The following is a 23,384-nucleotide window of genomic DNA, read 5'->3' on the forward strand; positions in this document are numbered from 1 at the left end:
ATGCTTGATTTGACCGGCCGCAAGGCCCTGGTAACCGGCGCATCCGGCGGCATCGGCGAAGAAATCGCCCGGCTCCTGCACAAGCAGGGCGCCATTGTCGGCTTGCACGGCACGCGCGTCGAAAAGCTGGAAACGCTGGCGTCAGAACTGGGCGATCGCGTCAAGATCTTCCCGGCCAACCTGTCGGATCGCGACGAGGTGAAGGCGCTTGGCGTCAAGGCGGAAGAGGAACTCGGCGGCGTCGATATCCTCGTCAACAATGCCGGTATCACCAAGGACGGCCTCTTCGTGCGCATGAGCGACGAGGACTGGGATGCGGTTCTCGAAGTCAACCTGACGGCCGTCTTCCGCCTGACGCGGGAACTTACCCATCCGATGATGCGCCGCCGCTATGGCCGTATCATCAACATCACGTCGGTTGTCGGTGTCACGGGTAACCCCGGCCAGGCGAATTACTGCGCCTCCAAGGCCGGCATGATCGGCTTCACCAAGTCGCTGGCGCAGGAAATCGCCACCCGCAACGTCACGGTCAACTGCGTTGCTCCAGGCTTCATCGAAAGCGCGATGACGGGCAAGCTGAACGATAAGCAGAAGGAAGCCATCATGGGAGCCATTCCCATGAAGCGCATGGGCACAGGTCAGGAAGTTGCTTCCGCCGTCGCCTATCTCGCTTCCTCGGAAGCCAGCTACGTCACGGGTCAGACGATCCACGTCAATGGCGGCATGGCGATGATCTAAAGGAATTGCTATTGGAGGGAACTTTCCCTCCAATAGCATGTTGAGCAACCCGGAGCCGGCTATTTTCTGGCTTTGCGACGGACTTAAACCGTGTTAAGCGGGCCATGACTGTGAACAGTCGTCCGGAAAATGCAGACGGACTGGGCCGCATTCAAGGCGCTGGACCGGATCTCAATGCCGGGTTGAACGGGTTTGCCAGCGGCGTCAGGACAGATGCTGCAGGTTTGAATAGGTAGGGATGTCACAGGGCATTCTGATCAGGATATAAGGTCGAGGAAACCGACATGAGCGATATCGCAGAACGCGTAAAGAAAATTGTTGTTGATCATCTTGGCGTTGACGCCGACAAGGTTGTTGAAAGCGCAAGCTTCATCGACGATCTGGGTGCGGACTCGCTCGACACGGTCGAACTGGTCATGGCTTTCGAAGAAGAATTCGGCGTTGAAATTCCGGACGACGCTGCTGACTCGATCCTGACGGTCGGTGACGCGGTAAAGTTCATTGAGAAGGCTCAGGCCTAATCTTCTGCGCTTTTTGAAGGGGCGGGCTGAAGAGTCCGCCCTATTTCGTCCGGCAAAGCCGCACGAAGCATTTTTACACGCATATCATCATAAAAAGACGGGGGTCTGCGGGCGATGAGACGTGTCGTTATCACGGGTACCGGCATGGTATCACCTTTGGGCTGCGGCACCGAAGTGTCTTGGTCGCGCTTGCTTGCCGGCTACAATGGTGCTCGCCTCGTAACCGAATTCGAGGTCGAAGATCTCGCCGCAAAGATCGCCTGCCGCATTCCGGTCGGCGATGGCACCGATGGCACCTTCAATGCTGACGATTGGATGGAGCCGAAAGAGCAGCGCAAGGTCGACCCTTTCATCATCTATGGCATGGCAGCCGCCGACATGGCGCTGGCTGACGCCGGTTGGCATCCCCAAACGGATGAAGATCAGATCGCCACGGGCGTCATGATCGGCTCGGGCATCGGCGGCCTCGAAGGCATTGTCGAAGCCGGCTACACATTGCGCGACAAGGGCCCGCGCCGCATCTCGCCCTTCTTCATTCCGGGGCGCCTCATCAATCTCGTTTCCGGCCAGGTCTCGATCCGCCACAAGCTGCGCGGTCCGAACCATGCGGTCGTCACCGCATGCTCGACTGGCGCACATGCGATCGGCGACGCTGCCCGTCTGATCATGCTTGGCGATGCCGATGTCATGGTGGCAGGCGGTGCCGAAGCTCCGGTCTGCCGCATCTCGCTCGCCGGCTTTGCCGCCTGCAAGGCCCTGTCGACGGACTTCAACGATACGCCGCAGAAGGCTTCGCGCCCCTATGATCGTGACCGCGATGGTTTCGTTATGGGCGAGGGCGCTGGCATCGTCGTGCTGGAAGAACTGGAGCATGCCAAGGCGCGCGGCGCAAAGATCTATGCCGAAGTCGTCGGCTACGGCCTTTCCGGCGATGCCCACCACATCACCGCTCCGTCGGAAGATGGCGAAGGCGCATTCCGCTGCATGACCTCGGCGTTGAAGCGCGCTGGATTGGCCGCGGCTGATATCGACTATATCAATGCCCACGGCACTTCCACCATGGCCGACACGATCGAACTCGGCGCCGTCGAGCGGCTGGTCGGCGATGCCGCATCGCGGATTTCGATGTCGTCCACCAAGTCGGCGACGGGCCATCTGCTTGGCGCTGCCGGTGCGATCGAAGCGATCTTTGCGACGCTTTCCATTCGCGACAATATCGTTCCGCCGACGCTCAATCTGGACAATCCGGAACGAGAAACAGTCATCGATCTTGTTCCGCACAAGGCGCGCAAGCGGGACGTCAATGTCGCCCTGTCGAACTCCTTCGGCTTTGGCGGCACCAATGCATCGCTTGTCCTGCGTCGGTATGAGGCATAGTAACTGCGAAAGCGGGAATGTTCTTCGGCAAGCCCATGCGCCGTTCCCGAATGTTGCCCCTATGCGTCCGGATGATGCACAGGGGTAATGTCTGATCGGTCTAAGTCGGAACCTCAACAGGCCCCGGCTTATCCTCTGGACCTGTTTTTTGCCGCATTGCTTGGCCAAAGAGCAGGCAATTAAAAAGGGAAGGGATTGCCGGTGAGCGATACGAACCAGAGCAACGGAACTCCAAACGGACAAAAGGGGCCGATCATACCCAAATCGGCAAATGAAGCCCTGCGTCCGGAGCGGGTTCCGGATCCGCCGAAGCGTTCGCGTAAAGCTCGCAGCCAGATGGTGATTTTCCTGAACTTCCTGATGACGCTGGTGGTTTTCGTCGTCATTGCGGCCGTTGCAGGCACCTATTATGCCTTCTCCGTGTATCAGAGCCCAGGTCCGCTGACGACCAACACCAATTTCATCGTGCGCAATGGCGCCGGCCTGAATGAAATTGCCAACCGTCTGGAATCAAACAACATCATCACCGATCAGCGTATCTTCCGCTGGCTGACGACCACCTATCTGCACGGCGAAACGCTGCGCAATGGTGAGTACGAGATCAAAGCGGGCGCTTCCATGAAGGATATCATGGAGCTGCTGAAGTCGGGCAAATCCATCCTGTACTCGGTAACCTTGCCCGAAGGGCTCACGGTTCGGCAAATTTTCAACAAGCTGCAGGCCGATACAGTGCTGGAAGGCGATTTGCCATCGGCGCTCCCGCCCGAGGGTAGCCTGAGGCCCGATACCTACAAATTCACGCGCGGCACCAAGCGGACTGAAATCGTCGATCAGATGGCGGGTGCGCAGAAAAAGCTGGTCGACCAGATCTGGGACCGCCGCGATTCAAGCGTGCAACTGGCGAACAAGCAGGATTTCGTGACGCTTGCCTCTATCGTCGAGAAGGAAACCGGCCTTGCGGATGAACGCGCTCACGTCGCCTCCGTCTTCCTCAACCGTCTCGGCAAAAGCATGCGCCTGCAGTCGGATCCGACGATTATCTATGGTCTCTTCGGCGGCGAGGGAAAGCCTTCCGATCGTCCGATCTTCCAGTCGGACCTGAAGAAGGAGACGCCGTATAACACCTACATCATCAAGGGCTTGCCGCCGACACCGATCGCAAATCCGGGTAAGGATGCGCTTGAGGCTGTCGCCAACCCCTGGAAGACGCAGGACCTCTATTTTGTAGCCGACGGCACGGGTGGCCATGTGTTCGCAGCGACGCTGGAAGAGCACAATGCGAACGTCAAGCGCTGGCGCAAGCTTGTCGCCGAAAAGGGCGAAGATCCGAGCTCCATTGCCGTCGACGGCCAGCCTGACGACGGCACGACGGCCCCAGGCTCTGGCGCCCAGCAGAAAAAGAAGACCAACTGATCCTTGTTGCGCCATGGCTTCGGCGAAGATCATGGCGCGGTTTCACTTTACATTGATCCGTAATCCGATGATTTTCGACGGATAGGGGATAGGAATTTTCGGAGGCTTGCATGGCATTGCAGTCCATGACCGGTTTTGCCCGGCGTGAGGGAACGAGCGGGCGTGGTCGCTGGGCGTGGGAGTTGCGATCCGTAAACGGCAAGGGGCTGGATGTCCGGTTGCGTCTGCCGCAGGGGCTGGAGCGACTGGAGACGGATGTTCGTAAATTGATCTCCGATCGGTTCTCCCGCGGCAATCTCCAGGTCGGTCTGTCGCTGTCGGTCGAGGATAGTCGCGTCGAGGTCGTCGTGAACCAGGATGCGCTTGCAGCCGTGCTCGCCTTGCGGGATCAGCTCACCGGTGTCATTGATCCCGCGCCGTTGCGTCTGGATAGCCTCATGGCGGTTCGCGGCTTGGTGGAATTCAAGGAAGCCGAGGAAAGCGAAGAGGCGCTTGCCGCGCGTGATGCCGATATCATGGCGGGCCTCACGGCTGCTCTCGGCGATCTTTGCGATATGCGGGGCGGGGAGGGTCAAGCCCTCGGCCAGATCCTGCTTGGTCATGTCGCCACGATCGAGACGCTGACAGACACCGTCGAGCGTGATCCTTCGCGTTCGCCGCAGGAGATTGCGGGTCGGTTGGCCACACAGGTTTCCATGCTGCTTGAGGGCTCTGCGGGTCTTGACCGCGACAGGCTGCATGCCGAAGCGGCTCTCCTTGCCACCAAGGCCGATTTGCGCGAAGAGATCGATCGGTTGAAGGCTCACGTGGCCGCGGCGCGCGACCTTATTTCCAAGGGCGGGCCTGTTGGCCGCAAGCTCGATTTTCTTGCACAGGAATTTAACCGGGAATCGAATACCATCTGTTCCAAGTCGAATGCAGCAGCGGTGACTGCTGCCGGCATCGAGCTGAAGGTGGTCATCGACCAGTTTCGCGAACAGGTTCAGAATTTGGAGTAGGCCATGAAGCCGGCGACATCCACTTCCATTCCGATTGCCCGCCGAGGGCTGATGCTTGCGATCTCCTCGCCGTCAGGCGCAGGCAAGTCGACGATTGCGCGCACCTTGCTCGATAAGGATAAGCAGGTGAGCCTTTCGGTCAGCGTCACGACCCGGCAGCGCCGGCCGAGTGAAATCGAGGGCGTCCATTACCATTTCGTCTCGCAGCGCGAGTTCGAGCGCCTTCGCGATTCCGACTCGCTGCTCGAATGGGCCGAAGTCCATGGCAATTTCTATGGCACGCCGCGCGAGCCTGTGGAGACGGCCATGTCAGAGGGGCGCGATATGCTCTTCGACATCGACTGGCAGGGCGCTCAGCAGTTGCAGGAGAAGATGCCGGCCGACGTCGTTTCCATCTTCGTGCTGCCGCCGACCATGACGGAGCTGCAATTGCGCCTGCATCGCCGGGCAGAGGATTCCGAGGAGGTCATCGCCATGCGTCTCGCCAATTCGCGGGCGGAGATCGGGCATTGGCGCGAATATGATTACGTCATCGTCAATGACGATCTGAACGTCGCCTTCGACGCCGTCCAGTCGATCGTCAAGGCCGAGCGCCTGCGCCGCGATCGCCGTCACGGCATGTTCGATTTCGTTCGGGATTTGCTGGAAGAGACACCGAAGCTCTGAGAATAGTCTGAAGCGCGCGGCAATCTTTCAGATTAACGTCTCGCGCTTCAGATCTTTGCGTTTGCACATGTCATGCTCGCCAAATCGCTGAGCATTTTCGCGCAACATTGTTCTAAAGAGCGTTCGCCAACCGGCAGAATTCTTCCACCGAAAGTGTTTCAGCCCGGCGCTGTGGGTCGATATCGGCCTTGAGCAGCAGCGCTTCGCCGCCGATCGGCTTCAAGCTCTGACGCAGCATCTTCCTGCGTTGGCCAAAGGCCGCCTGAGTCACAGCCTCAAGTTTCTCGACAGCACAAGGAATGGGATGTTCCTTCGGGGTTAGGTGCACCACCGTCGACGTTACTTTCGGCGGCGGTGTGAAGGCCTGTGGCGAGATGTCGAACGCCATCTGCGCTTGCGTGCGCCAGCCGCAGAGCACGCCGAGACGCCCGTAGTGATTGTCGTCTTCCTGGGCAACGATCCGCTGGCTGACTTCCTTCTGGAACATCAGCGTCAGCGACTGCCAGAAGGGCGGCCATTGCGTCGGCAAGAGCCAGTTCACCAGAAGCTGTGTTCCGACATTATACGGCAGGTTGGCGATGATCTTGACTGGCCCCTGCGGAGCAAGAGCCGAAAAATCCGTTTTCAGCGCATCGCCTTCTATGACCTCAAGCCGGCCGGGATAATGGTCGGCGATTTCCGCCAGCGCCGGCAGGCAGCGCGCATCCCGCTCGACCGCGATGACCTTCGCGGCTCCGAGTGCGAGGATTGCGCGCGTCAAGCCGCCTGGCCCAGGGCCGACTTCGAAAACGGTAATGCCTTCGAGAGAGCCTGCCGTGCGGGCAACCTTCTGGGTCAGGTTGAGATCGAGCAGGAAGTTCTGGCCGAGTGCTTTGCGCGCGTCGAGGCCATGACGCTGGATCACATCGCGCAGGGGCGGCAGGCCATCGAGAGCAGCCATCAGGTGTTGCTTCCAGTCTTGCCGCTGATCGCACTCGCCAGCCTGAGGGCGGCCACCAGGCTGTCTTCCTTGGCGATGCCCTTGCCGGCGATGCCAAAGGCCGTGCCATGATCGGGGGACGTGCGGACGAACGGGAGCCCGAGCGTCACATTGACGGAATCGTCGAAGCCGAGCGCCTTGGCCGGGATCAGCGCCTGATCGTGATACATGCAGATGGCGACGTCATACCGGCGGCGGGCCTCGTCATGGAACATCGTGTCTGCCGGCAAGGGACCGAAGGCATCGATCCCCTCAGCACGGAGGACATCGATTGCCCGTCTGACGATCTCGTCATCTTCCTTGCCGAGTGCGCCGTTCTCTCCCGCGTGCGGATTGAGGCCGGCAACCGCCAGGCGCGGCTTGGCAATACCGAAACGGGTGCGCAGGTCGTGGTCGGTGATCCTGCAGGTCTCGGCGATAAGATCTGAGGTCAGCACCTGCGGTACATCCCTCAGGGGAATATGAATAGTGACCGGGATGGCGCGAAGCTTCGGACCGGCGAGAAGCATAACCGGCATGTGCGGTTTGCCTGTCGCACGCGTTGCAAGGTCCGCCAGGAATTCGGTGTGACCCGGAAAACCGAAGCCCGCATCGTAAAGAACGGACTTGGCGATCGGGTTAGTGACGATCGCCGATGTCTTGCCACTCATGCTGAGCGAAACGCCCATCTCAATGGCGGCAATAGTGCCTCGTGCCGTTTCGACGTGCGGCTCTCCGGCGATGACAGCGCTTCCTGCATCGATCTGAAGGATCGGCAAGGCGTCGCGAAAGATCTTGCATGCCGTCGCCGGATCGGCCTGCTTCAGCGGCACGTTTAGGCCTAGCTGGGCGGCCCGCTCTCGAAGAACGGTTGTGTCTCCGAGAAACAGGAAAGGCGGCAGCTCAAGCTCGTTGCGCCGTAGCCATGCGGCAAGCGTGATATCTGGACCTATGCCTGCCGGATCCCCTTGCGTGAGTGCCAGAGGGATGGATGGGTGCGAGGACATTGGTGATCAGCGATAGACGATCTGCGCCTTGCCGCGCAGCTCGTCCATGTACTTCTTGTCGTTGGCGCTGACGCCCTGAGCATTGTTCTTGCCGATGTCTTCGGCGCGGAAAACAGCCGCTGCGGCTACGTCGTCGTTGACCTGACGTTGAGAGCAAATGGCGATGTATTCGACGCCGCGGTCGGTGACGACGGATGCGGTCGTATTGCCGGATGCCTTCTCGAGCAACGGCTTCCAGATTTCCGGGACGTCGGGTGCGAGTACGCGGCCAAGATCCTGAACGGAAACATCCCGCATGGTCGCAGCAAAGGCCTTTGCCTGGTCGCAGCCCGGGAATTTGGATCGCGATGCATCCGCTTCCGCCTTGCGCGACTTCAGGACGGCATTGCGCTTTGCCGCTGGGACAACGAAAACCATCTGCTTCAGGAAGTATTCCGTCGTAACAGGCTTCGTCTTGTTCTCCGTCATCCGGGTAACGAGAGCGTCGTTGGAGAGGCGGCTAGCCGAGCCGAAGCGTGCATTAACGACGCGCGGCCAGCTCATGGAAACGGCGATATAGGATTTGAAGTGATCGACCGTCACCCCCATTTTGTCGAGGATCTGGCCGAGCTGCTGGGTTGACATCTTGTTGCTGGCGGCAAAGCGCCCAAAGGCTGCGTCGACTTCCGTTGTCGATACCGACATGCGCAGGCGGGAGATTTCCGACCGCTTCAGCGTCTCATCGACAAGCTGTTCCTTCGCCATCTTATTGAGGTCGCCCTTCTGACGCTGCAACTTCAGGAAGTTGATGCGCTTGGCGATGTCGCCCGATGTGATGACCTGGCTGTTGACAAGGACCTTTACCTCGCTTGCCGCGAAAGCGACATCGCTGCTCGGCACGGCGAAGCTTGCCATGACCAGGGCTGCAGCTCCGAACACCAGAGCGCGAATCGGTGTCTTTCCAGAAAACATCAACTACCCCTTCCCAAAGGTCTTTCTATCGGCGTGCGCCATATCCGCACGCCATAGGCGCAATACGGCAAGTTTGCGCCACATGTCTACATCAGGCGCGATGAATTGCAAAATCCTTGCGGCGAAACAATGACGCAAAGGAATTGCGGCTCATGTTGGAACAATAAAGCCGGCCACGAGGCCGGCTTTATCTGCTATTTCAATGGATCAGAACGTTGCGTTCTGCACATTGCCGAGGTTGATGTCGCCAAGCGTGCGGAAGGTGATGCGAGCGCCAATGGACCAATCGCTTGCGGCCTGGGAGGTCGAATCCTTCTTGTCGAGGAACGAGACCGTGAAGATCGTGCATTCGTCTTCATACGAGAGACCGACACCCTGGCGCGTAAATTGACCATTGTTGATGTCGTAGCTGACCGTTCCGAAAACCGACCAGTATTCCTTGAACTTGATCTGAGCGCGCGACTGTATTTCGTCCTGATTGCTCGTAAAGCCGTATTGCGGCTGGGCAGCAATATGGGTGTAGATCAAGGAAGTCTGGAATATGTCGTTTGCGAAGCCGACCGACGTGTCGCCACGGCGGAAGGCGAAGTCCTTCTCATCGAAGCGATAGGAGGTCGCCAGTGAGATGCCCTGCGGCGTCGTCAAGCCGAACATCGTGACATAGTCGGATCGGGTCGTCTCAAGACCGGAATCCGAGCCGACGCCCGCCAGATCCGCGGACGCAAACGAGTTGCGGCCCGCCAGCTGGTAGGACTGGCCGAAGATATGCTGCAACCTGTAGCCGTTGTCGAAGCTGCCGGTATAGCGCCAGCCCAGATTGGCTCGCGTACCGCCTTCTACCCGGTCGAAGCCGGAGAACTTGTCACGATCGAACAGATTGGTCGCATCGAAGACGAAGCTCTGTGCATCCTCGTTCGGCAATCGTCCGCCAAGCTGCTCGTCCGGGCGCACATAGACCTGCGCGATCGGCTCGAACACATGCGTACTGTTGTTTGTGGTGATCAGGAACGGATATTTGGCCTCGAGACCTGCAGTGACCATACCACGCGTCGCATAGTCGCTGCCGTCATAGTTCCCGGAATAGGTGCCGATGCCCGGGGAGTTCATGCCCAGACCATAAACATCGCCTCGAGCCGCAGCGAGCGGCGTCAGCACCAGCCCCTCATCGGTGGTGAAGGTGCGCTGCCACTGCAGTTCGGTGCTGAAGCGGGTATAGTCCCCCTTGAGGCCGAGATAACGGTCATTGAGGGCCGGATCGCCGAGCGCAGTGGTGGCGTCGAGCACCGAAGTCTTGTCACGCGACAGGTGCGTGAAGTTCATCGTCGCCGACAGCTCGCCGCCATAAACCGATTTCGGATCGACATAGTGATAGTCGATGCTCGGATAGACATATGCCTGCTGCTTTTGCGCCGTGTTGCTATCATCGGCATTCTGCACATTATAGTAGAAGGCGCGCATATCGAAATAGTTGCGCTTTCCGATGCCGGTCAAATAGGCTTGGTTTGTATGTGTGCTCTGGTTAATGCCATCCAGACCATAGGTACGCGAGAAGTTATTGTCGGTCTGCAACATAACATCCCAGCCGAAGGTCCAGCGCGGGTTGATTCTGAAGTCCCCTTTAGAGGAAATCATGCCGCGATTCTTGTGCTCGGCATCGCTTGAGCCCGCGGTAAATGTCCCGGGATCCATCTGACTGATACCGGCAACGCGCAGGGTGTGCGTGCCGTTTTCCAGACGTTGACGGAATTCGCCTTCAAGCAGCAGTCCCTGGTTCGTGAAGCCGGTGGCGGTGACCGTGGCATCCATGCTGGGCGATATGACGTAGTAGTAAGGAACTCTCACGCCAACGCCGAGCCGCTGCGATATGCTCGCCGACGGGAACAGGAAGCCGGACTTGCGCTTTACCGTGTTATCGGGAACTTCGATCCACGGGACATAGGCGATCGGCTGACCGAACAGCTCGAAGCGAGCATGCTCAAGACGAATGGTATGGGTGACGCCATTCTGAACGACGCGCTGAGCCTTGACCTGCCATAACGGCGCGCGGCCTTGCTCGGAGCAGGCCATACAAGCCGTATAGACGCCCTTCGTCAGAATCATCTGCGTGCCGCCGACACGTTCGCCCTTCTCGGCGACCATGCGGGTATTGTCGGGCATTTCGACGCGTAACGCGTTCACGAACCCGTCGGAAAAACTGTCGGTGACATCCATCTTGTCACCATACATGCGGTTGCCGTCCGGAGTGATTAGCTCGACATTGCCGAGAGCCATCATCCGACCGGTTTTCTGATTATATTCAACCTTTTGAGCGACCATCTTATAGCCGCCATAGTTGATCTGAACGGCACCGGTGGCGGTGACGATCTGTGCGTCCTTATTATAGGTCAGTTCATTGGACGAGAGGACAAGTTTCGAGCCCTCCGGCACGTTGACCTTCACGGGAGAGGTCACAGCGCCAGTGCCGCCATTGCTGTTGCTATTATTCGACTGGGCGTACGCGACGACCGGGCTCATAACATATGCACATGCAGCCGTGCCCGTAATAAGGGCAGCCACAATCTTTCTGATACTCTCGCGGTTGCCTGCCGCCACTTAGCCGTCCTCCTGATGAAGCAGGATCGTTGCTCCGAATGCCAATGCGACGATCACGGGTACCCATGTCGCCACGAAGGGAGGAACCACTCCGCTGCTCCCGAATGCCTTTACAAGCACGGTGACAACATAAAGCACGAAGCCTGAGAGGATTCCACCCAGAATCACGGAACGCGATTGGTTGAATCTGCTGAATTTTAGGGACACAGTTGCTGCGATCAGCGTCATTGCCACCAGAAGGAGTGGTTGCGACGCGAGCGAATAAAACTGCGTTTCGAGTGCGTTGGTCGAGATGCCGAAGGACCTCGCAACCTTTATTCGATTAGAAAGATCATAAAAAGCAATGGTTTCCGGCTGCGCCAGACGCTGGGATACGAAATCCTGTTTCAGATTCGTACGAACCTGCATCGAACTCTTGTGATCCGGTATCTCGCCGGGCCGCCGTTCGATGACATTGTTAAGAAGCCAGTAACCATCTTGCAACTTTGCCGACTGGGCGTCCTGCCGGGAGACGATGTTCCCCTGTGAATCAAAGTGGATAAACACGACACCCATCAGCGTCGTTCCGTTGTCCAAAATGGCCTTGGCGCCGATGATCGTGTCGTCTTTTCCGCTCGACTGACGCAGCCACGGGACGGAAAGACGGTTGTGATAGGAAGGATCGCCGCGCAGATCGGCTTCCATCGTTTCGGCTTGGCGTTGACCCCATGCCGCGACCGGATTGAGGGCGAGGGTGGTCAGCAATCCCACGCAAAAAGCGCCTACGATGAACGGCGCCATGAACTGCCAGACGGAAATGCCCGCCGCGCGCGCAATGACCAGCTCACGGCGCCGGTTGAGCGCGATCAAAACCGTCATGCCGACGAAAAGTGCGATGAAGGGCACTGTCTGCTGCAGAATGAGCGGCAGTCTGACGGCCGTCATGATCAGGCCGAGAGAAACCGAATAGCCGGGCAAGCCGGAAAGCCTGCCGGCATTTTCGCTGAAATCGACGAGGTAGACGATCGAGACAACGCCAAGCAAGAACCAGAACGTTGTTACGATGTAGCGGCTGAAGAAATAGCGTCCGAGCGTGCCGAAAATCATGCGCCGCTCCCGTTCGAACCGTCTGGCGCGGTCGGTATGCGATCCTGGATTTTCTGCCTCCAATTGTTGAGGCGGTTCCGGATCGTAACCGGCATCGTCATCTTGCGGCTGCGTAACAACAGGGCAATGGCGATGAGAGCGGAAAGAATGTTGATGGCGTAGAGAACGCCAACGAACTTGGGATTGCTGTCGATCTGGTTAGCCGCATAGAAATCGGCCCAGCGTAGCGCAAAAGCGATCGTCATCGCCGAAACCATCGGATGCAGCCGCGCCTCGCGATGTGAGCGCGCATCACCGGCTATCACCAGCGAGATCAGCGCAAATATGGCCGGAAGGGCCCACTCATTGAGGCGGCGATGCAGTTCCGAGCGATAATTGCCCGGCCGTGCTTTGACATCAGGATCATTCGGATCCGGATTGAGGAGGAAGCCGAGGCTGCGGTCGCTGGCACGCAAAGTTGCCTGGCCACGGCTCTGGGTCATATCCGAGAGGTCGAAAGAGTATGAATCGAATTTGATGACGGAGACGTTGCCATCGGCGGTCTTGCGGTGAACTTCGCCGTCCTTCATCAGCAGGGATGTGCCGCTCGGATCAACGGCGCCTTCCTTTGCGTAATAGATGAGATCGAAAGAGGGGTCTCTGGAATCCACGACGAAGAGGCCCTTGAGGATACGACCCGACAGGCGCTGCGAGATCTGGACATAAAGGCCATCTTCGATACGCCGGAAATTCTTTTCTTCGATCACTGTCGAGAGAAGGTCGGCATAGGCTTCCGCCACCATCTGGCGACCTGCGACACGGGCCTTGGGTTCGACGACATTATCTACAAAAAACGAAAACGCGCTGACCACGATAGCGAGAATCATGATCGGACGGATGATGATGCTCCGCTTGGCGCCGGCCGCCTCCATGACGGTCAGCTCGGAATCGCTGTTCATCGCAGTCAGTGTCTGCGTAATGCCGATGACGAGCGCGAAAGGCAGAACGATCGGAATGATCGTCGGCAGGATAAGGGTCGCGAGTTTCGCGAACGACCCCATCGACTGGCCGCTATCCGTTACGAGGTTGATGCGCTGCAGGACCTGAGTGGTCCAAATGATAGCGAGCACCGGCAGCAACGCCACCAGGAACATCATACCGGCACGCCGAGCGATATAGGTTTCGAATAACTTCATGCCGGCCCTTAAACGCAACACTCGCCGGGCGAGCCGACAGAGATTCCACCCTCATCTACGCTGTTTGCGTTTTTTTGGCGACAACCAACTTGCGAAAAAATCGTTAATTTTCCGAGATTCTTCTGTTGTGTGTTGTTTGAGATAATGCCAGCAGGGCAGCGAATACGACGAGCGAAGACAGCCAGCCAAGCACGGCATCGGACAGGTAGTGCGCGCCAAAAGCCACTCTAAGCGCCGGAATCAGCAATGAAACGACGGCAATCGGCACCGCTACCAGAGAGCGCATCGGTTTTGGTATGATGAAGATCAGGCAAAACAGCCAGCCCGCCGACGCCGCTTCACCGGAGATGAACGAACAGTTGCTGACGCATTTGCCGGCAAAGGAGCCTGCTTGGACGAAATCGAACGCACCGCCAAAGAGGTCGGTCTGCCGCGGACGCGGCCGGCCAGAAAAGGCTTTCAGCCAAAGATTGACGATAAGGACCGGGCCGATCAGTAGCGTGCCGAGCGCGAGCTTGAGGTTTCTTGCTCGGAGGCTGTTGAAAGTTGCCCCATGATGCTGCCAGCAGCGGAACAGCATCCAGACGAGAACGAATGCTACGATATAGGGCAGATCGAGAAACGCTTCCCGAAGCAGACGTAGGATCCGGTCATCGCTGTAGGGGAAAGACCCGCAGATTTGCCCGGGTCTTGACGGAACCAGACATTGCTTGGGTACGAAGAACAGCTTCGCGACCGCAAGGTCGATTTGTGGAAAGAGCGAAAACAGACCCAGCAGACCCCACCAGAGGCAAAAAAGGCTGATGAAGGCATCGCCAGCGTTGCGTGGACGCAGAAGCTCGGGAAAGCGACCGCCGCGGCTCGGGCTGTTGGGGTCTGTGATCAAGATTGCCTTTCGCAGCAAAACTAATGTCGCCAGGTTCCGCGAAACGCCAGCCTTACAATTTTAGCCACATTGAATGACAGGAAATATGTGGCCGTCAATCCGCTTCCTCCGGGAATATGCCGCCAATCGCTTGTATTCCCTAATGAAACCTTGAATGATGGTTGTAAAGGAATTCACCTGATGAATATGCGTAACTAGTGGAGCAGAGATGTCTGTGAAATTCGAGATTTCCTTCGCCAAGTCGACTCGCCTCAGCGGTGGTCTGGCCATTCTTCTGAAAGGTACGGATGGAGACTTGCCCGCGGGAGCCGAGAGCGCCGATCCGGCCAATGTCTTCGCCAGAGCCGCGCCGGTCTCCGGCTTCAAGGGCAAGGCGTTGAGCAGCTTGGACATTATCGCTCCCGAAGGTGCGCCGGTCGATCGGATTATTGTGATCGGCACGGGCAAGGCGAAGGATGTCAGCGCCCATGACTGGCTGAAACTCGGCGGCAGCGCAGCCGGGAAGATTCGCAACGTCGAGAAAGTCGCCATTTTCGTCGATGCGCATGGCGTCGATGTCGGAGCCAAGCAGGCCGCCGATTTTGCTCTGGGCATGCTGCTGCGGGCCTACAGCTTCGATACATATAAGACGAAGAAGGGCGATGAAGAAGAGAAGGGCAATGGCCGCAAGGCCGTGAAGGTCACGATCGTCACACAGGAAGCGGCTTCTGCGAAGAAGCTCTTCGCCGCATCCGAGGCCATCGCCGGCGGCGTGATCCTTGCGCGCGATCTCGTCAACGAACCACCGAATGTTCTCGGCCCGGTCGAGTTTGCAGCCAAGACCAAGGAGTTGGAAAAACTCGGCGTCGAGGTCGAAATCCTGACGGAGCGGGAGATGCGCCGGCTTGGAATGGGCGCGCTGCTCGGCGTGGCTCAAGGTTCCGCCCGCCCGCCACGTCTGGTGATCATGCAATGGAAGGGCGGCAAGGCGAAGGACAAGCCGGTCGCCTTCGTCGGCAAGGGCGTCGTGTTCGACACCGGCGGCATTTCGATCAAGCCGGCAGCCGGCATGGAGGAGATGAAGGGCGACATGGGCGGTGCGGCTGCCGTCACCGGCCTCATGCATACGCTTGCGGCCCGCGGCGCCAAGGTGAACGCCATCGGCGTCATCGGCCTGGTCGAGAATATGCCCGATGGCAATGCGCAGCGCCCGGGCGATATCGTTACCTCCATGTCCGGCCAGACGATCGAGATCATCAATACGGATGCCGAAGGCCGCCTCGTTCTCTGCGATGCGCTCTGGTACACCAACGATCGCTTCAAGCCGCAATTCATGATCAATCTGGCAACGCTGACTGGCGCCATCCTCGTTGCCCTCGGCAATTTGCAGGCCGGCCTCTTCAGCAACGACGACACGCTGGCGGGTGAACTCACGGCAGCAGGCCTCGTCACCGACGAGCGCTTGTGGCGCATGCCGCTCGGCAAGGATTATGACAAGATCATCGATAGCAAGTTTGCCGACATGAAGAACTCCGGCGGTCGTTATGCGGGTTCGATCACCGCAGCTCAGTTCCTCAAGCGTTTCGTCGGGGAAACGCCTTGGGCGCATCTCGATATCGCCGGCACGGCAATGGGTTCGGTTCAGGATGAGATCAACCAGTCATGGGGTTCCGGCTTCGGCGTGCGCCTGCTCGACGAACTGGTTCGGGCCAACTACGAATCGTGACCTGCCGGGCTTTGTGAGATAGAAGACGCCGCATGACAGACGTACTCTTCTATCACCTGACAGAATCGAAACTCGAAGATGCCCTGCCGCCGCTGCTCGACAAAAGCGTCGAGCGCGGCTGGCAGGTCGCCGTTCAGTTGCGGGAGCCCGCGCGGCGCGATCTTCTCGATACCCATCTCTGGACATATCGTGAAGATAGTTTCCTGCCGCATGGCACCGACGAAGAGGAGACGGCAGGCCGTCAGCCGGTTTTGCTGACCGTTTCGCCCGACAATTTAAACAGCGCCACCGTACGCTTCTTCATCGATGGCGCCGAAGTCACGGATGTCGGAGCTTATCAGCGCGTCGTGCTGATGTTCGACGGCTATGATCAGGAGCAGCTGGAAAGCGCGCGCGCCCAGTGGAAGCGCCTGAAGGGCGAGGGACATAACCTCACTTACTGGCAGCAGACGCAGGATGGCCGCTGGGAAAAGAAGGCCTGAACTTCTCGCAAGTGGCGGGGAGCTGCTCTATTCGCCTTCCGAAAGGATCTTCTGGATAAAGTCCTTTTTCGCAGCAGTGTAGGCCGCGCGATCATTGGCGTATTTCGCCGCCAGCTCGACTTTCAGCGCTTCATAGGCATGCGCCAGCTCCGGCTCCCTGCGCATTCGGTCGCGAAACATGAGGAAATTGCGCCAGGTCGGACCACCATATTCGACGACATGCACCAGATGGGTGCGGGTGTCTCCCGCAATGTCGCGGCCGAAAATATGATCGTCGGGGACTATATTGCTGCCGGCGTAGACGTAGCCGATGGATGCCATCGGCGCGATGCAGGCGAGGCCGTCGTCGAAACGCCGCACCCCCACCGCGATATCGATGATCGGCTTGGCCTTGATCTCCGGAATGGAGGTGCTGCCGAAATGCTGGACATCGACTGCAAGTTCGCCGAGAGCGCCGCGGATGGCGGCCTCTTCCAGCAAATAAGCCTCGTGCCAACTTTGATTTGGCTCGGCGAGCCTGACAGATTTGTGACCGACGCCGAGCCCGAAGGATTGTTCATGTTCCGATGCCATAGGCATCATCTCCGATGAGGACTATACGCTACGCTAGCACGTTGCGGAGCGTATTGTCTTCACCGGGAAATGCGTATCAATCGTAAAATGCTTCGACGAATTTGCGTTTGCCGAGCATGAAGGCGTCGGCGACATGACGCAGTGGCGAGACATCGACGTCCGATGTGCCGGCTTTGACGATCTCGGCAAAACGGCAGTAGAGCGAAGGATATTCGGCTTCCGGCGCCGAGAAGGTCAGCACGCCGTTGACGGAAAGCTTGGAGCCGCCATCGGCCAGAACCATCTGGCCCGCTGCCGTTTCGGCGACGATATCCCAGCTCTGCTTGCCGGTCTGGCGCCAGTCGAATTCCGCGTGAACGGGAAGGCCAGCGCCGCTCTTGAAGTGCAGGTCCGCAGCGATCGGGGAATCGCGATTTTCAGGGAATTCCAGCGTCGCGCCGGTCAAGAAGAGTGGCGGCAGAATGTGGGTGACGATCGACAACGCATTGATGCCGGGGTCGAAAACGCCAAGGCCGCCGGCCTGCCAGATCCACTCCTGGTTCGGATGCCAGTGACGCACGTCTTCTTTCCAGATAACATGGGCGCTGTGTATCGTCGTGCCCGCAAGGAAGGCCTTGGCGGCTTCGACGGCGGGTGCATAGCGCGAATGCCAGCTGGCAAAAAGGGAGACGCCCTTGGCCTTCGCCAGGTTTTCGAGATCGACCACTTCGCTCAAGGTCGCGCCGGGCGGCTTCTCAAGGAAGACATGCTTGCCGGCGGAAAGCGCCTTGTGGGCGGCTTCATAACGATATTGCGGCGGCATGCAGAGCGAAACGGCGTCGATCGCGGGCACGGCATCGAGCATGGCTTCGATGGTCGTGAACGCGGGGATACCGTCGACGGTGCCGTGACGGCTCGCCGTAGCGATGAGTTCGAAATCCGCGTTGTTCGCGATGGACGGAAGGTGCTGATCACGGACGATCTTGCCGACGCCAACGATAGCGAGCTTGATGGGGGACATGTGTGTCTCTCGATTAGTATGATTATTGATGCGATCTTTAACAGAATGCCGCCGACGGGCAAGGGTGGTTGATCGCGATGGGGCAGCTCGTTTACGCGCCGCCCCCGCAAATCATGCTCCTTACTCTTTTTCTTGGTGACATCAAGGAGCGTCGGGCGATGGGTCAGGCACCCTTCGCTTTCACGATCGTCTCGCGCAGGAAGCTGTATCCCAACGCGGTACGAGCCGCCAATTCGCTCGACGCACCGTCGCCGCCATGGCCGCCCGAACCGAATTCGTGGAAGAGCGGATGATGGCCGAGTTCCTCCAGGCGCGCGGCAAATCGGCGTGCATGGGATGGATGGACCCGGTCGTCGTTGCTCGAGCTCTCGATATAGATCGGCGGATAGCTGATCTCGGGGGCCGGCTTGATGTTGTGCAACGGCGAGTAGGACCGCAGATAGTCGAGATCGGCCGGATTTTCAGGATTGCCATATTCGTCGATCCAGGCTTTGCCGGCTGGGAAGGTATGGAAGCGGGTCATGTCGAGCACGGGCACCTGGCACCAGATGGCGCCGAAGTCCTGAGGATATCGCGTCGCCATGACACCCGTTAGCAGCCCGCCGTTGCTGCCGCCGTTTCCGGCAATGCGGGACGGTTTGGAGTAGCCGCGCGCCACGAGGTCGCGGGCGACCGCAGCAAAATCCGCAAAAGCCTTGTGGCGGCCGTGTCCTTTGGCGGTGCGATGCCAGTTCGGGCCTAATTCGCCGCCGCCACGAATATAGGCCATCACATAGGCGTTACCCTGTTCCATCCAGCGGCCGATGACGCCGGAATAATACGGCCCGAGCGAGACATCGAACCCGCCATAGCCATATAGCAGCACCGGCAGTTCGCCCTTGGTCCAGCTTTTCGGCAAGGCAATGTGATAGGGCACTTTCGTACCGTCTTCGGAAGTGGCTTCCAGCAGGAAGGACGTCATGCCTTCGCTGTTGAAATAGCTGGGCGCGCTGGCGATTAGCTTGAGCTCCAGTGGTTCCTGGCGATTGCTGAGGTTCAGGTGGTAGCAGGAAGGCTTCTGCACAAAGCCCGAGCCGTAGATCTGCAGCGTGTCGTCTCCGAGATGCAGATCCGAGTAGAGCGTCTGGAGAGACAGGGTCTGGACATCCGCGGGCAGCGCGATTTCCTGAATTTCAGCATCCGGCTTGGTCAGATCCAGAACGAAAAGATGCGGCTCCATATTGTCCGAGACGACGAAGGCACACCATTCGCGCATGAGCAGGAATTGCGAAACCGATTGCCGCTCGCCGGGTGAGAACAGGATGCGTCTTGTGTCGGTTTGATCAGGCTTCAATGGCAAAGGCTGCAGCGCCAGGCTTCCGGCCGGTATCCGTTCGTCTGTCTTGGCCAGCCAGACGAGATGAGACTGATTGAAGCCGAAATCGATATCCGTCGGCAGATCGATCCTCCGCAAGGAGGCGTCGTGATCTTCGATGAACAGGCTGCAATTGCTGATCTCGTGGCTGGCGGTGAAGATACGGATCGGTCGGGTGGTTGCATCCGTTGCCAGGCCGGCAAGCACCGGATCGAAGACGGCGCAGGAGCCGTAAACGTCGCTATCGGCGGCGGCATAAAGAATCGGCGCATCCGCCGGCGCCTGTCCGCGCCTCAGGCGGCGGCCGACACGCGGCCAGCCCGAGCGCGTCGAGGATTCGCGGTCGATCGAGCCGAAATAGGCGATTTCGTCGCGGCTGAGCCATGTCGCGTGGCTCCGCACCGCCGGCGTATCGAAGCCGCCTTCGACGATGCTCTTGGCTTCGCAGTCGAATTCGAGCATGCGGATGGGGTCGGAGCCACCGTCGGAAAGGCAGATCAGAACGCGTGTCGGCTCCCACGGGCAGGTGAGCACGCCACGCCAGAGCCACAGCTTGTTTTCCTGCGCGCAGAAGGCGTCGAGATCGAAGATCGGCTCCCAGGGCGCATCAGGCAGGGGGGCAAGGTCGGCCGGCAGTCGATACCAGCGGCCGAGCGGATGATCGGCGCTGCGATGGAAATCGAACAGCCAGCTGCCACGCCGCGTCGTGGCGATCAGCCGGTCCTCGCGTTCGATCATCGCCTTGATGGCGTCGCGATCCGCCTCGAACTCCGGCGTCGTCAAGAGCCGCTCGGATTCGGCGTCTTTCTCGGCAACGAATTGCAAGGTTTTGGGGTCGTCGTCGTGCTCAAGGTAGAGGTGCATCGAGGCTTGCCATTCCATTGCTGGTGGTGGTCGCCTGTAACCAAATCAAACAATAGCCGCGGAAGCAACCATGCTTCCGCGGCTATTTAATCCTACGAATCGGTGGTGGCGATCGGCTTCAGCGCACCATCGAGGTTTGGGCTTGGGCGACAAGATTGGTCGCTGGCGTCGGGTTGCGCTTGTATTTTAGCGTGACGACCTTATAGCCCTCTTTTTCGAGGCGGCTGAGAAGAACGGGCAGCATCCGGACCGTACGCAGATGAATGTCGTGCATCAGGACGATGCCACGGCCGCGTTGGCGAAGCTGTTTCATGGTGCGCTCCACCACAGCGGCTGGTGTCGAGGTGAAGTAATCCTTGCTGTCGATATCCACGTCCATCACGATCATGTCGCGCGCGGCCATGGCATTGCGCAGGCGCCTGGAGTCGGCGAGATAGGGGAAGCGGAAGAACGGGACGTCCGTGCCGATCGCCTTGGTCACGGCGTCCTTGCCTCGGGCGATCTCGTTCATGGCCGCGTCGAAGGTCATCTTGTCGAGATCGGGGTGGCGGAAGGTATGGCTGCCGATGGCGTCACCATGGGCGAGAACTTCGCGAGCGGTCGCCGGGTGCGCCTGCGCCATTTCCCCGACCATCATGAACGCCGCCTTGACGCCGAACTTGTCGAGCGCGGCAAGAATGCGATCCGTCTTGCCCGGGGCGGGACCGTCGTCGAATGTCAGGATGACTTCTTTGTCGACGAGCCGGATGTCCTTGAGGGAGGCGACTTCCAGCGTCCGGCCGGCAAGATCATGCGGGCCGTTCATGCCCTGCAGTTCCCGCGTCTCCAGGTCGGCAACGAGCCATTTTTTTGGCTCCATGTCGACAGGGTCGTTAGCTTTCAACGGCTTATGACGCGACTCTTCGGCTGCATAACCGGTTTTGAGCGAAGCATCGTTGGTCGGCTTGGACGCGCATCCTCCCAATACCAGGGACACGGCTAGCCCAGCCAATAAAACACGGTAATTCATGGGAATCGCTCAACACTCAATGTCAATGAAGGTTGAGCGCACTTTCCGTAATTATGGTTAATGATCGGTTAGGATCTGTCTCGGAACCGTTAAGAATTCGCTGAGATCAACCGGCCATCGCGCTTTCATATTCGGATGACAATTCGAGCCATTGTTCCTCGGCCGCGGCGAGCTTGTCAGCCGCATCGGAACGCTGCTTTGCCTTCTCCGCAGCCTTGGCGGGCGCCTTTTCGTAAAGGGCGGGATCTGCAAGTTCCGCATCAAGCGCCTGAATCAGTTTTTCAAGCTTGCCGGTCAAGGATTCGATTTCGTTGATCTTTTTCTTGAGCGGCGCGAGCGAGGCGCGGCGATCGGCATTGAGCTTGCGCTGATCCGCCTTGGAAACAGAATCGTCGCTGCCGTTTGCCTTGCCCCTGTCATCCCTCGGCTTGGGGCTCGCAACGACGAGGCTGCGATAGTCTTCAAGGTCGCCGTCGAAGTTCGAAACCGTACCGTCGCGCACCAGCCACAGCCGGTCGACCGTCGCTTCGATCAGATGGCGGTCGTGCGAGATGAGGATGACGGCACCGGAATAGTCGTTCAACGCCTGGATGAGCGCATTGCGGCTGTCGATATCGAGATGGTTCGTCGGTTCGTCGAGGATCAAGAGGTTCGGCGCATCGAAGGCGGCAAGGCCCATCAGCAGGCGAGCCTTTTCGCCGCCGGAGAGATCCTTGACCTGCGTGTCCATCTTCTCGGTCGCCAGGCCCATCTGCGCAACGCGAGCGCGCACCTTCGCCTCCGGTGTTTCGGGCATGCGCCGGCGCACGTGCTCGACGGCTGTCTGGTTGGGGATGAGATCGTCGAGCTGATGCTGGGCGAAGAAGCCGATTTTCAGATTCGGCGCCAGCCTGACATCGCCGCTTTCGGCGTCGAGCCGGCCGGAGATGAACTTCGCAAAGGTCGATTTGCCGTTACCGTTCGAGCCGAGCAGGGCAATGCGATCGTCGGCATCGATGCGCAGGTTCAACCGCTTCAGGATCGGTTTTTCCGGCTCGTAGCCAACCGCGCCGCCGCTGATCGCGATGATCGGCGAGGCGGGCTGCTTTTCGGGTTCCGGGAAGCTGAAGCCCATCACATGGTCCTCGATAACGGCCGCGACCGTGCCCATCCGCTCCAGCGCCTTGACGCGCGATTGAGCCTGCCGCGCCTTCGAAGCCTTGGCCTTGAAGCGGTCGATGAAGCTCTGCAGATGCTTGCGCGCCGCATCGTTCTTCGCCTTCGCCTTCATCTGCAATTCGTCGGCTTCGGCCTTCTGGCGCTCGAACTGGTCGTAGGAGCCGCGATAGAAGGTGAGCTTCTTCTGGTCGAGATGAACGATGGAATTGACCGCCGTATTCAACAGATCGCGGTCGTGCGAGATGATGATGACCGTATGCGGATAGCGGCGGATATAATCCTCCAGCCAGAGCGTGCCTTCAAGGTCGAGATAGTTCGTCGGCTCGTCGAGCAGCAGCAGATCTGGCTCGGAAAACAGCACGGCTGCGAGCGCGACGCGCATGCGCCAACCACCGGAGAAGGAAGAGGCCGGGCGCTTCTGCGCCTCATGATCGAAGCCGAGACCGGCAAGGATACTGGCGGCACGTGCTTCGGCGGAATGCGCGCCGATATCGGCAAGCCGGGTCTGGATATCGGCGATGCGGTGTGGATCGGTGGCGGTTTCAGCTTCCGCCAGCAGTGCCGAGCGCTCTTTGTCGGCTGCCAGCACGATGTCGATCAACGGCTCCTCGGTGCCTGGCGCTTCCTGCGCCACCTGGCCGATGCGCGCGTTACGCGGGATCGAGACAGAGCCGCTTTCGGCTGCGAGATCGCCGGTGATGATCCTGAACAGCGTGGATTTGCCGGCGCCGTTCTTGCCGACGAGGCCAGCCTTCGTGCCCGCCGGAAGCGTCACGCTGGCATGGTCGATGAGAAGGCGGCCGGCAATGCGGGCGGAAAGGTCTGAAATCGAAATCATGGCGCGGTTTTGGCCGAACTCGGCGCCGAAGGC

20 protein-coding genes are annotated in these 23,384 nt (G+C 59.1%); 8 read left to right on the forward strand and 12 right to left on the reverse strand.

Features of this window, described 5'->3' with window-relative positions; genetic code table 11:
- The 6 genes from fabG to gmk all read left to right on the forward strand — a co-directional run bounded on the left by fabG (position 1) and on the right by gmk (position 5,713).
- Positions 1 to 738 carry a 3-oxoacyl-[acyl-carrier-protein] reductase gene (gene fabG / locus QD461_RS03880; protein WP_184701529.1) on the forward strand — a complete coding sequence of 246 codons (738 nt, stop codon included), beginning with the start codon at positions 1 to 3 and terminating at the stop codon, positions 736 to 738.
- 284 nt (positions 739 to 1,022) lie between these two features.
- Positions 1,023 to 1,259, forward strand: a complete 237-nt coding sequence (locus QD461_RS03885; protein ID WP_004122114.1) for an acyl carrier protein — start codon at positions 1,023 to 1,025, stop codon at positions 1,257 to 1,259.
- A 114-nt stretch (positions 1,260 to 1,373) separates the two neighbouring features.
- A complete protein-coding gene (gene fabF, locus QD461_RS03890; protein ID WP_414086549.1) occupies positions 1,374 to 2,636 on the forward strand; it encodes a beta-ketoacyl-ACP synthase II in 1,263 nt (420 codons plus the stop codon).
- Positions 2,637 to 2,837: 201 nt separating this feature from the next.
- Complete coding sequence (gene mltG / locus QD461_RS03895; RefSeq protein ID WP_414086550.1) at positions 2,838 to 4,049, forward strand: endolytic transglycosylase MltG; 1,212 nt, start codon at positions 2,838 to 2,840, stop codon at positions 4,047 to 4,049.
- A 110-nt stretch (positions 4,050 to 4,159) separates the two neighbouring features.
- Positions 4,160 to 5,047 carry a YicC/YloC family endoribonuclease gene (locus QD461_RS03900; protein WP_414086551.1) on the forward strand — a complete coding sequence of 296 codons (888 nt, stop codon included), beginning with the start codon at positions 4,160 to 4,162 and terminating at the stop codon, positions 5,045 to 5,047.
- Positions 5,048 to 5,050: 3 nt separating this feature from the next.
- Entirely contained in the window at positions 5,051 to 5,713 is a 663-nt protein-coding gene (gmk, locus tag QD461_RS03905; protein WP_414086552.1) for a guanylate kinase, read from the forward strand.
- Positions 5,714 to 5,825: 112 nt separating this feature from the next.
- On the opposite strand, the gene rsmA is transcribed toward gmk, so the two are convergent.
- From rsmA to QD461_RS03940, 7 genes are all read right to left on the reverse strand, one after another.
- Entirely contained in the window at positions 5,826 to 6,653 is an 828-nt protein-coding gene (rsmA, locus tag QD461_RS03910) for a 16S rRNA (adenine(1518)-N(6)/adenine(1519)-N(6))-dimethyltransferase RsmA (RefSeq protein WP_414086553.1), read from the reverse strand.
- Positions 6,653 to 7,678, reverse strand: coding sequence for a 4-hydroxythreonine-4-phosphate dehydrogenase PdxA (gene pdxA, locus QD461_RS03915; protein ID WP_414086554.1), 1,026 nt, complete (start codon positions 7,676 to 7,678; stop codon positions 6,653 to 6,655). The genes rsmA and pdxA overlap by 1 nt, the downstream gene beginning before the upstream one ends.
- A gap of 6 nt (positions 7,679 to 7,684) precedes the next feature.
- Entirely contained in the window at positions 7,685 to 8,629 is a 945-nt protein-coding gene (locus tag QD461_RS03920) for a peptidylprolyl isomerase (protein WP_184701543.1), read from the reverse strand.
- A 207-nt stretch (positions 8,630 to 8,836) separates the two neighbouring features.
- The gene (locus QD461_RS03925) at positions 8,837 to 11,221 is read right to left on the reverse strand and encodes an LPS-assembly protein LptD (RefSeq protein ID WP_414086555.1); all 2,385 of its coding nucleotides are present in this window, start codon (positions 11,219 to 11,221) and stop codon (positions 8,837 to 8,839) included.
- On the reverse strand, positions 11,222 to 12,307 hold the full coding sequence (gene lptG, locus QD461_RS03930; RefSeq protein ID WP_414086556.1) for an LPS export ABC transporter permease LptG: 1,086 nt from the start codon (positions 12,305 to 12,307) through the stop codon (positions 11,222 to 11,224).
- Entirely contained in the window at positions 12,304 to 13,482 is a 1,179-nt protein-coding gene (locus tag QD461_RS03935; RefSeq protein ID WP_184701549.1) for an LptF/LptG family permease, read from the reverse strand. The genes lptG and QD461_RS03935 overlap by 4 nt, the downstream gene beginning before the upstream one ends.
- A gap of 103 nt (positions 13,483 to 13,585) precedes the next feature.
- Positions 13,586 to 14,368: a phosphatase PAP2 family protein gene (locus QD461_RS03940; protein ID WP_414086557.1), complete on the reverse strand. Its 783-nt coding sequence runs from the start codon at positions 14,366 to 14,368 to the stop codon at positions 13,586 to 13,588.
- A 208-nt stretch (positions 14,369 to 14,576) separates the two neighbouring features.
- On the opposite strand from QD461_RS03940, the gene QD461_RS03945 reads away from it, so the two are divergent.
- Both QD461_RS03945 and QD461_RS03950 read left to right on the forward strand, forming a co-directional pair.
- Positions 14,577 to 16,073, forward strand: a complete 1,497-nt coding sequence (locus QD461_RS03945; protein ID WP_414086558.1) for a leucyl aminopeptidase — start codon at positions 14,577 to 14,579, stop codon at positions 16,071 to 16,073.
- A 32-nt stretch (positions 16,074 to 16,105) separates the two neighbouring features.
- A complete protein-coding gene (locus QD461_RS03950) occupies positions 16,106 to 16,555 on the forward strand; it encodes a DNA polymerase III subunit chi (protein WP_414086559.1) in 450 nt (149 codons plus the stop codon).
- A gap of 27 nt (positions 16,556 to 16,582) precedes the next feature.
- On the opposite strand, the gene QD461_RS03955 is transcribed toward QD461_RS03950, so the two are convergent.
- The 5 genes from QD461_RS03955 to QD461_RS03975 form a co-directional block, all read right to left on the reverse strand.
- Positions 16,583 to 17,128 (reverse strand): GrpB family protein, encoded by a 546-nt coding sequence (locus QD461_RS03955; RefSeq protein WP_414086560.1) that lies wholly within the window; start codon positions 17,126 to 17,128, stop codon positions 16,583 to 16,585.
- Positions 17,129 to 17,204: 76 nt separating this feature from the next.
- Positions 17,205 to 18,128 (reverse strand): Gfo/Idh/MocA family protein, encoded by a 924-nt coding sequence (locus QD461_RS03960; RefSeq protein WP_414086561.1) that lies wholly within the window; start codon positions 18,126 to 18,128, stop codon positions 17,205 to 17,207.
- A 163-nt stretch (positions 18,129 to 18,291) separates the two neighbouring features.
- A complete protein-coding gene (locus tag QD461_RS03965) occupies positions 18,292 to 20,346 on the reverse strand; it encodes a prolyl oligopeptidase family serine peptidase (RefSeq protein WP_414086562.1) in 2,055 nt (684 codons plus the stop codon).
- A gap of 118 nt (positions 20,347 to 20,464) precedes the next feature.
- On the reverse strand, positions 20,465 to 21,355 hold the full coding sequence (locus QD461_RS03970; protein WP_414086563.1) for a polysaccharide deacetylase family protein: 891 nt from the start codon (positions 21,353 to 21,355) through the stop codon (positions 20,465 to 20,467).
- Between the two features lie 106 nt (positions 21,356 to 21,461).
- Positions 21,462 to 23,351 carry an ABC-F family ATP-binding cassette domain-containing protein gene (locus QD461_RS03975; RefSeq protein WP_414086564.1) on the reverse strand — a complete coding sequence of 630 codons (1,890 nt, stop codon included), beginning with the start codon at positions 23,349 to 23,351 and terminating at the stop codon, positions 21,462 to 21,464.
- Between the last annotated feature and the right edge of the window lie 33 nt (positions 23,352 to 23,384).

The organism is Rhizobium sp. BR 314 (genome assembly GCF_047445805.1).
Classification (GTDB): domain Bacteria; phylum Pseudomonadota; class Alphaproteobacteria; order Rhizobiales; family Rhizobiaceae; genus Rhizobium; species Rhizobium lusitanum_B.

What these genes read in the sequence shown, in the direction of transcription:
- QD461_RS03920 (WP_184701543.1), bottom strand. Translation starts at nt 8,629, where the DNA reads ATGTTTTCTGGAAAGACACCGATTCGCGCTCTGGTGTTCGGAGCTGCA.
- QD461_RS03960 (WP_414086561.1), bottom strand. Translation starts at nt 18,128, where the DNA reads ATGTCCCCCATCAAGCTCGCTATCGTTGGCGTCGGCAAGATCGTCCGT.
- QD461_RS03935 (WP_184701549.1), bottom strand. Translation starts at nt 13,482, where the DNA reads ATGAAGTTATTCGAAACCTATATCGCTCGGCGTGCCGGTATGATGTTC.
- rsmA (WP_414086553.1), bottom strand. Translation starts at nt 6,653, where the DNA reads ATGGCTGCTCTCGATGGCCTGCCGCCCCTGCGCGATGTGATCCAGCGT.
- fabF (WP_414086549.1), top strand. Translation starts at nt 1,374, where the DNA reads ATGAGACGTGTCGTTATCACGGGTACCGGCATGGTATCACCTTTGGGC.
- gmk (WP_414086552.1), top strand. Translation starts at nt 5,051, where the DNA reads ATGAAGCCGGCGACATCCACTTCCATTCCGATTGCCCGCCGAGGGCTG.
- QD461_RS03970 (WP_414086563.1), bottom strand. Translation starts at nt 21,355, where the DNA reads ATGAATTACCGTGTTTTATTGGCTGGGCTAGCCGTGTCCCTGGTATTG.
- QD461_RS03945 (WP_414086558.1), top strand. Translation starts at nt 14,577, where the DNA reads ATGTCTGTGAAATTCGAGATTTCCTTCGCCAAGTCGACTCGCCTCAGC.
- QD461_RS03900 (WP_414086551.1), top strand. Translation starts at nt 4,160, where the DNA reads ATGGCATTGCAGTCCATGACCGGTTTTGCCCGGCGTGAGGGAACGAGC.
- QD461_RS03950 (WP_414086559.1), top strand. Translation starts at nt 16,106, where the DNA reads ATGACAGACGTACTCTTCTATCACCTGACAGAATCGAAACTCGAAGAT.
- lptG (WP_414086556.1), bottom strand. Translation starts at nt 12,307, where the DNA reads ATGATTTTCGGCACGCTCGGACGCTATTTCTTCAGCCGCTACATCGTA.
- QD461_RS03975 (WP_414086564.1), bottom strand. Translation starts at nt 23,351, where the DNA reads ATGATTTCGATTTCAGACCTTTCCGCCCGCATTGCCGGCCGCCTTCTC.
- QD461_RS03965 (WP_414086562.1), bottom strand. Translation starts at nt 20,346, where the DNA reads ATGCACCTCTACCTTGAGCACGACGACGACCCCAAAACCTTGCAATTC.
- pdxA (WP_414086554.1), bottom strand. Translation starts at nt 7,678, where the DNA reads ATGTCCTCGCACCCATCCATCCCTCTGGCACTCACGCAAGGGGATCCG.
- fabG (WP_184701529.1), top strand. Translation starts at nt 1, where the DNA reads ATGCTTGATTTGACCGGCCGCAAGGCCCTGGTAACCGGCGCATCCGGC.
- QD461_RS03885 (WP_004122114.1), top strand. Translation starts at nt 1,023, where the DNA reads ATGAGCGATATCGCAGAACGCGTAAAGAAAATTGTTGTTGATCATCTT.
- QD461_RS03955 (WP_414086560.1), bottom strand. Translation starts at nt 17,128, where the DNA reads ATGGCATCGGAACATGAACAATCCTTCGGGCTCGGCGTCGGTCACAAA.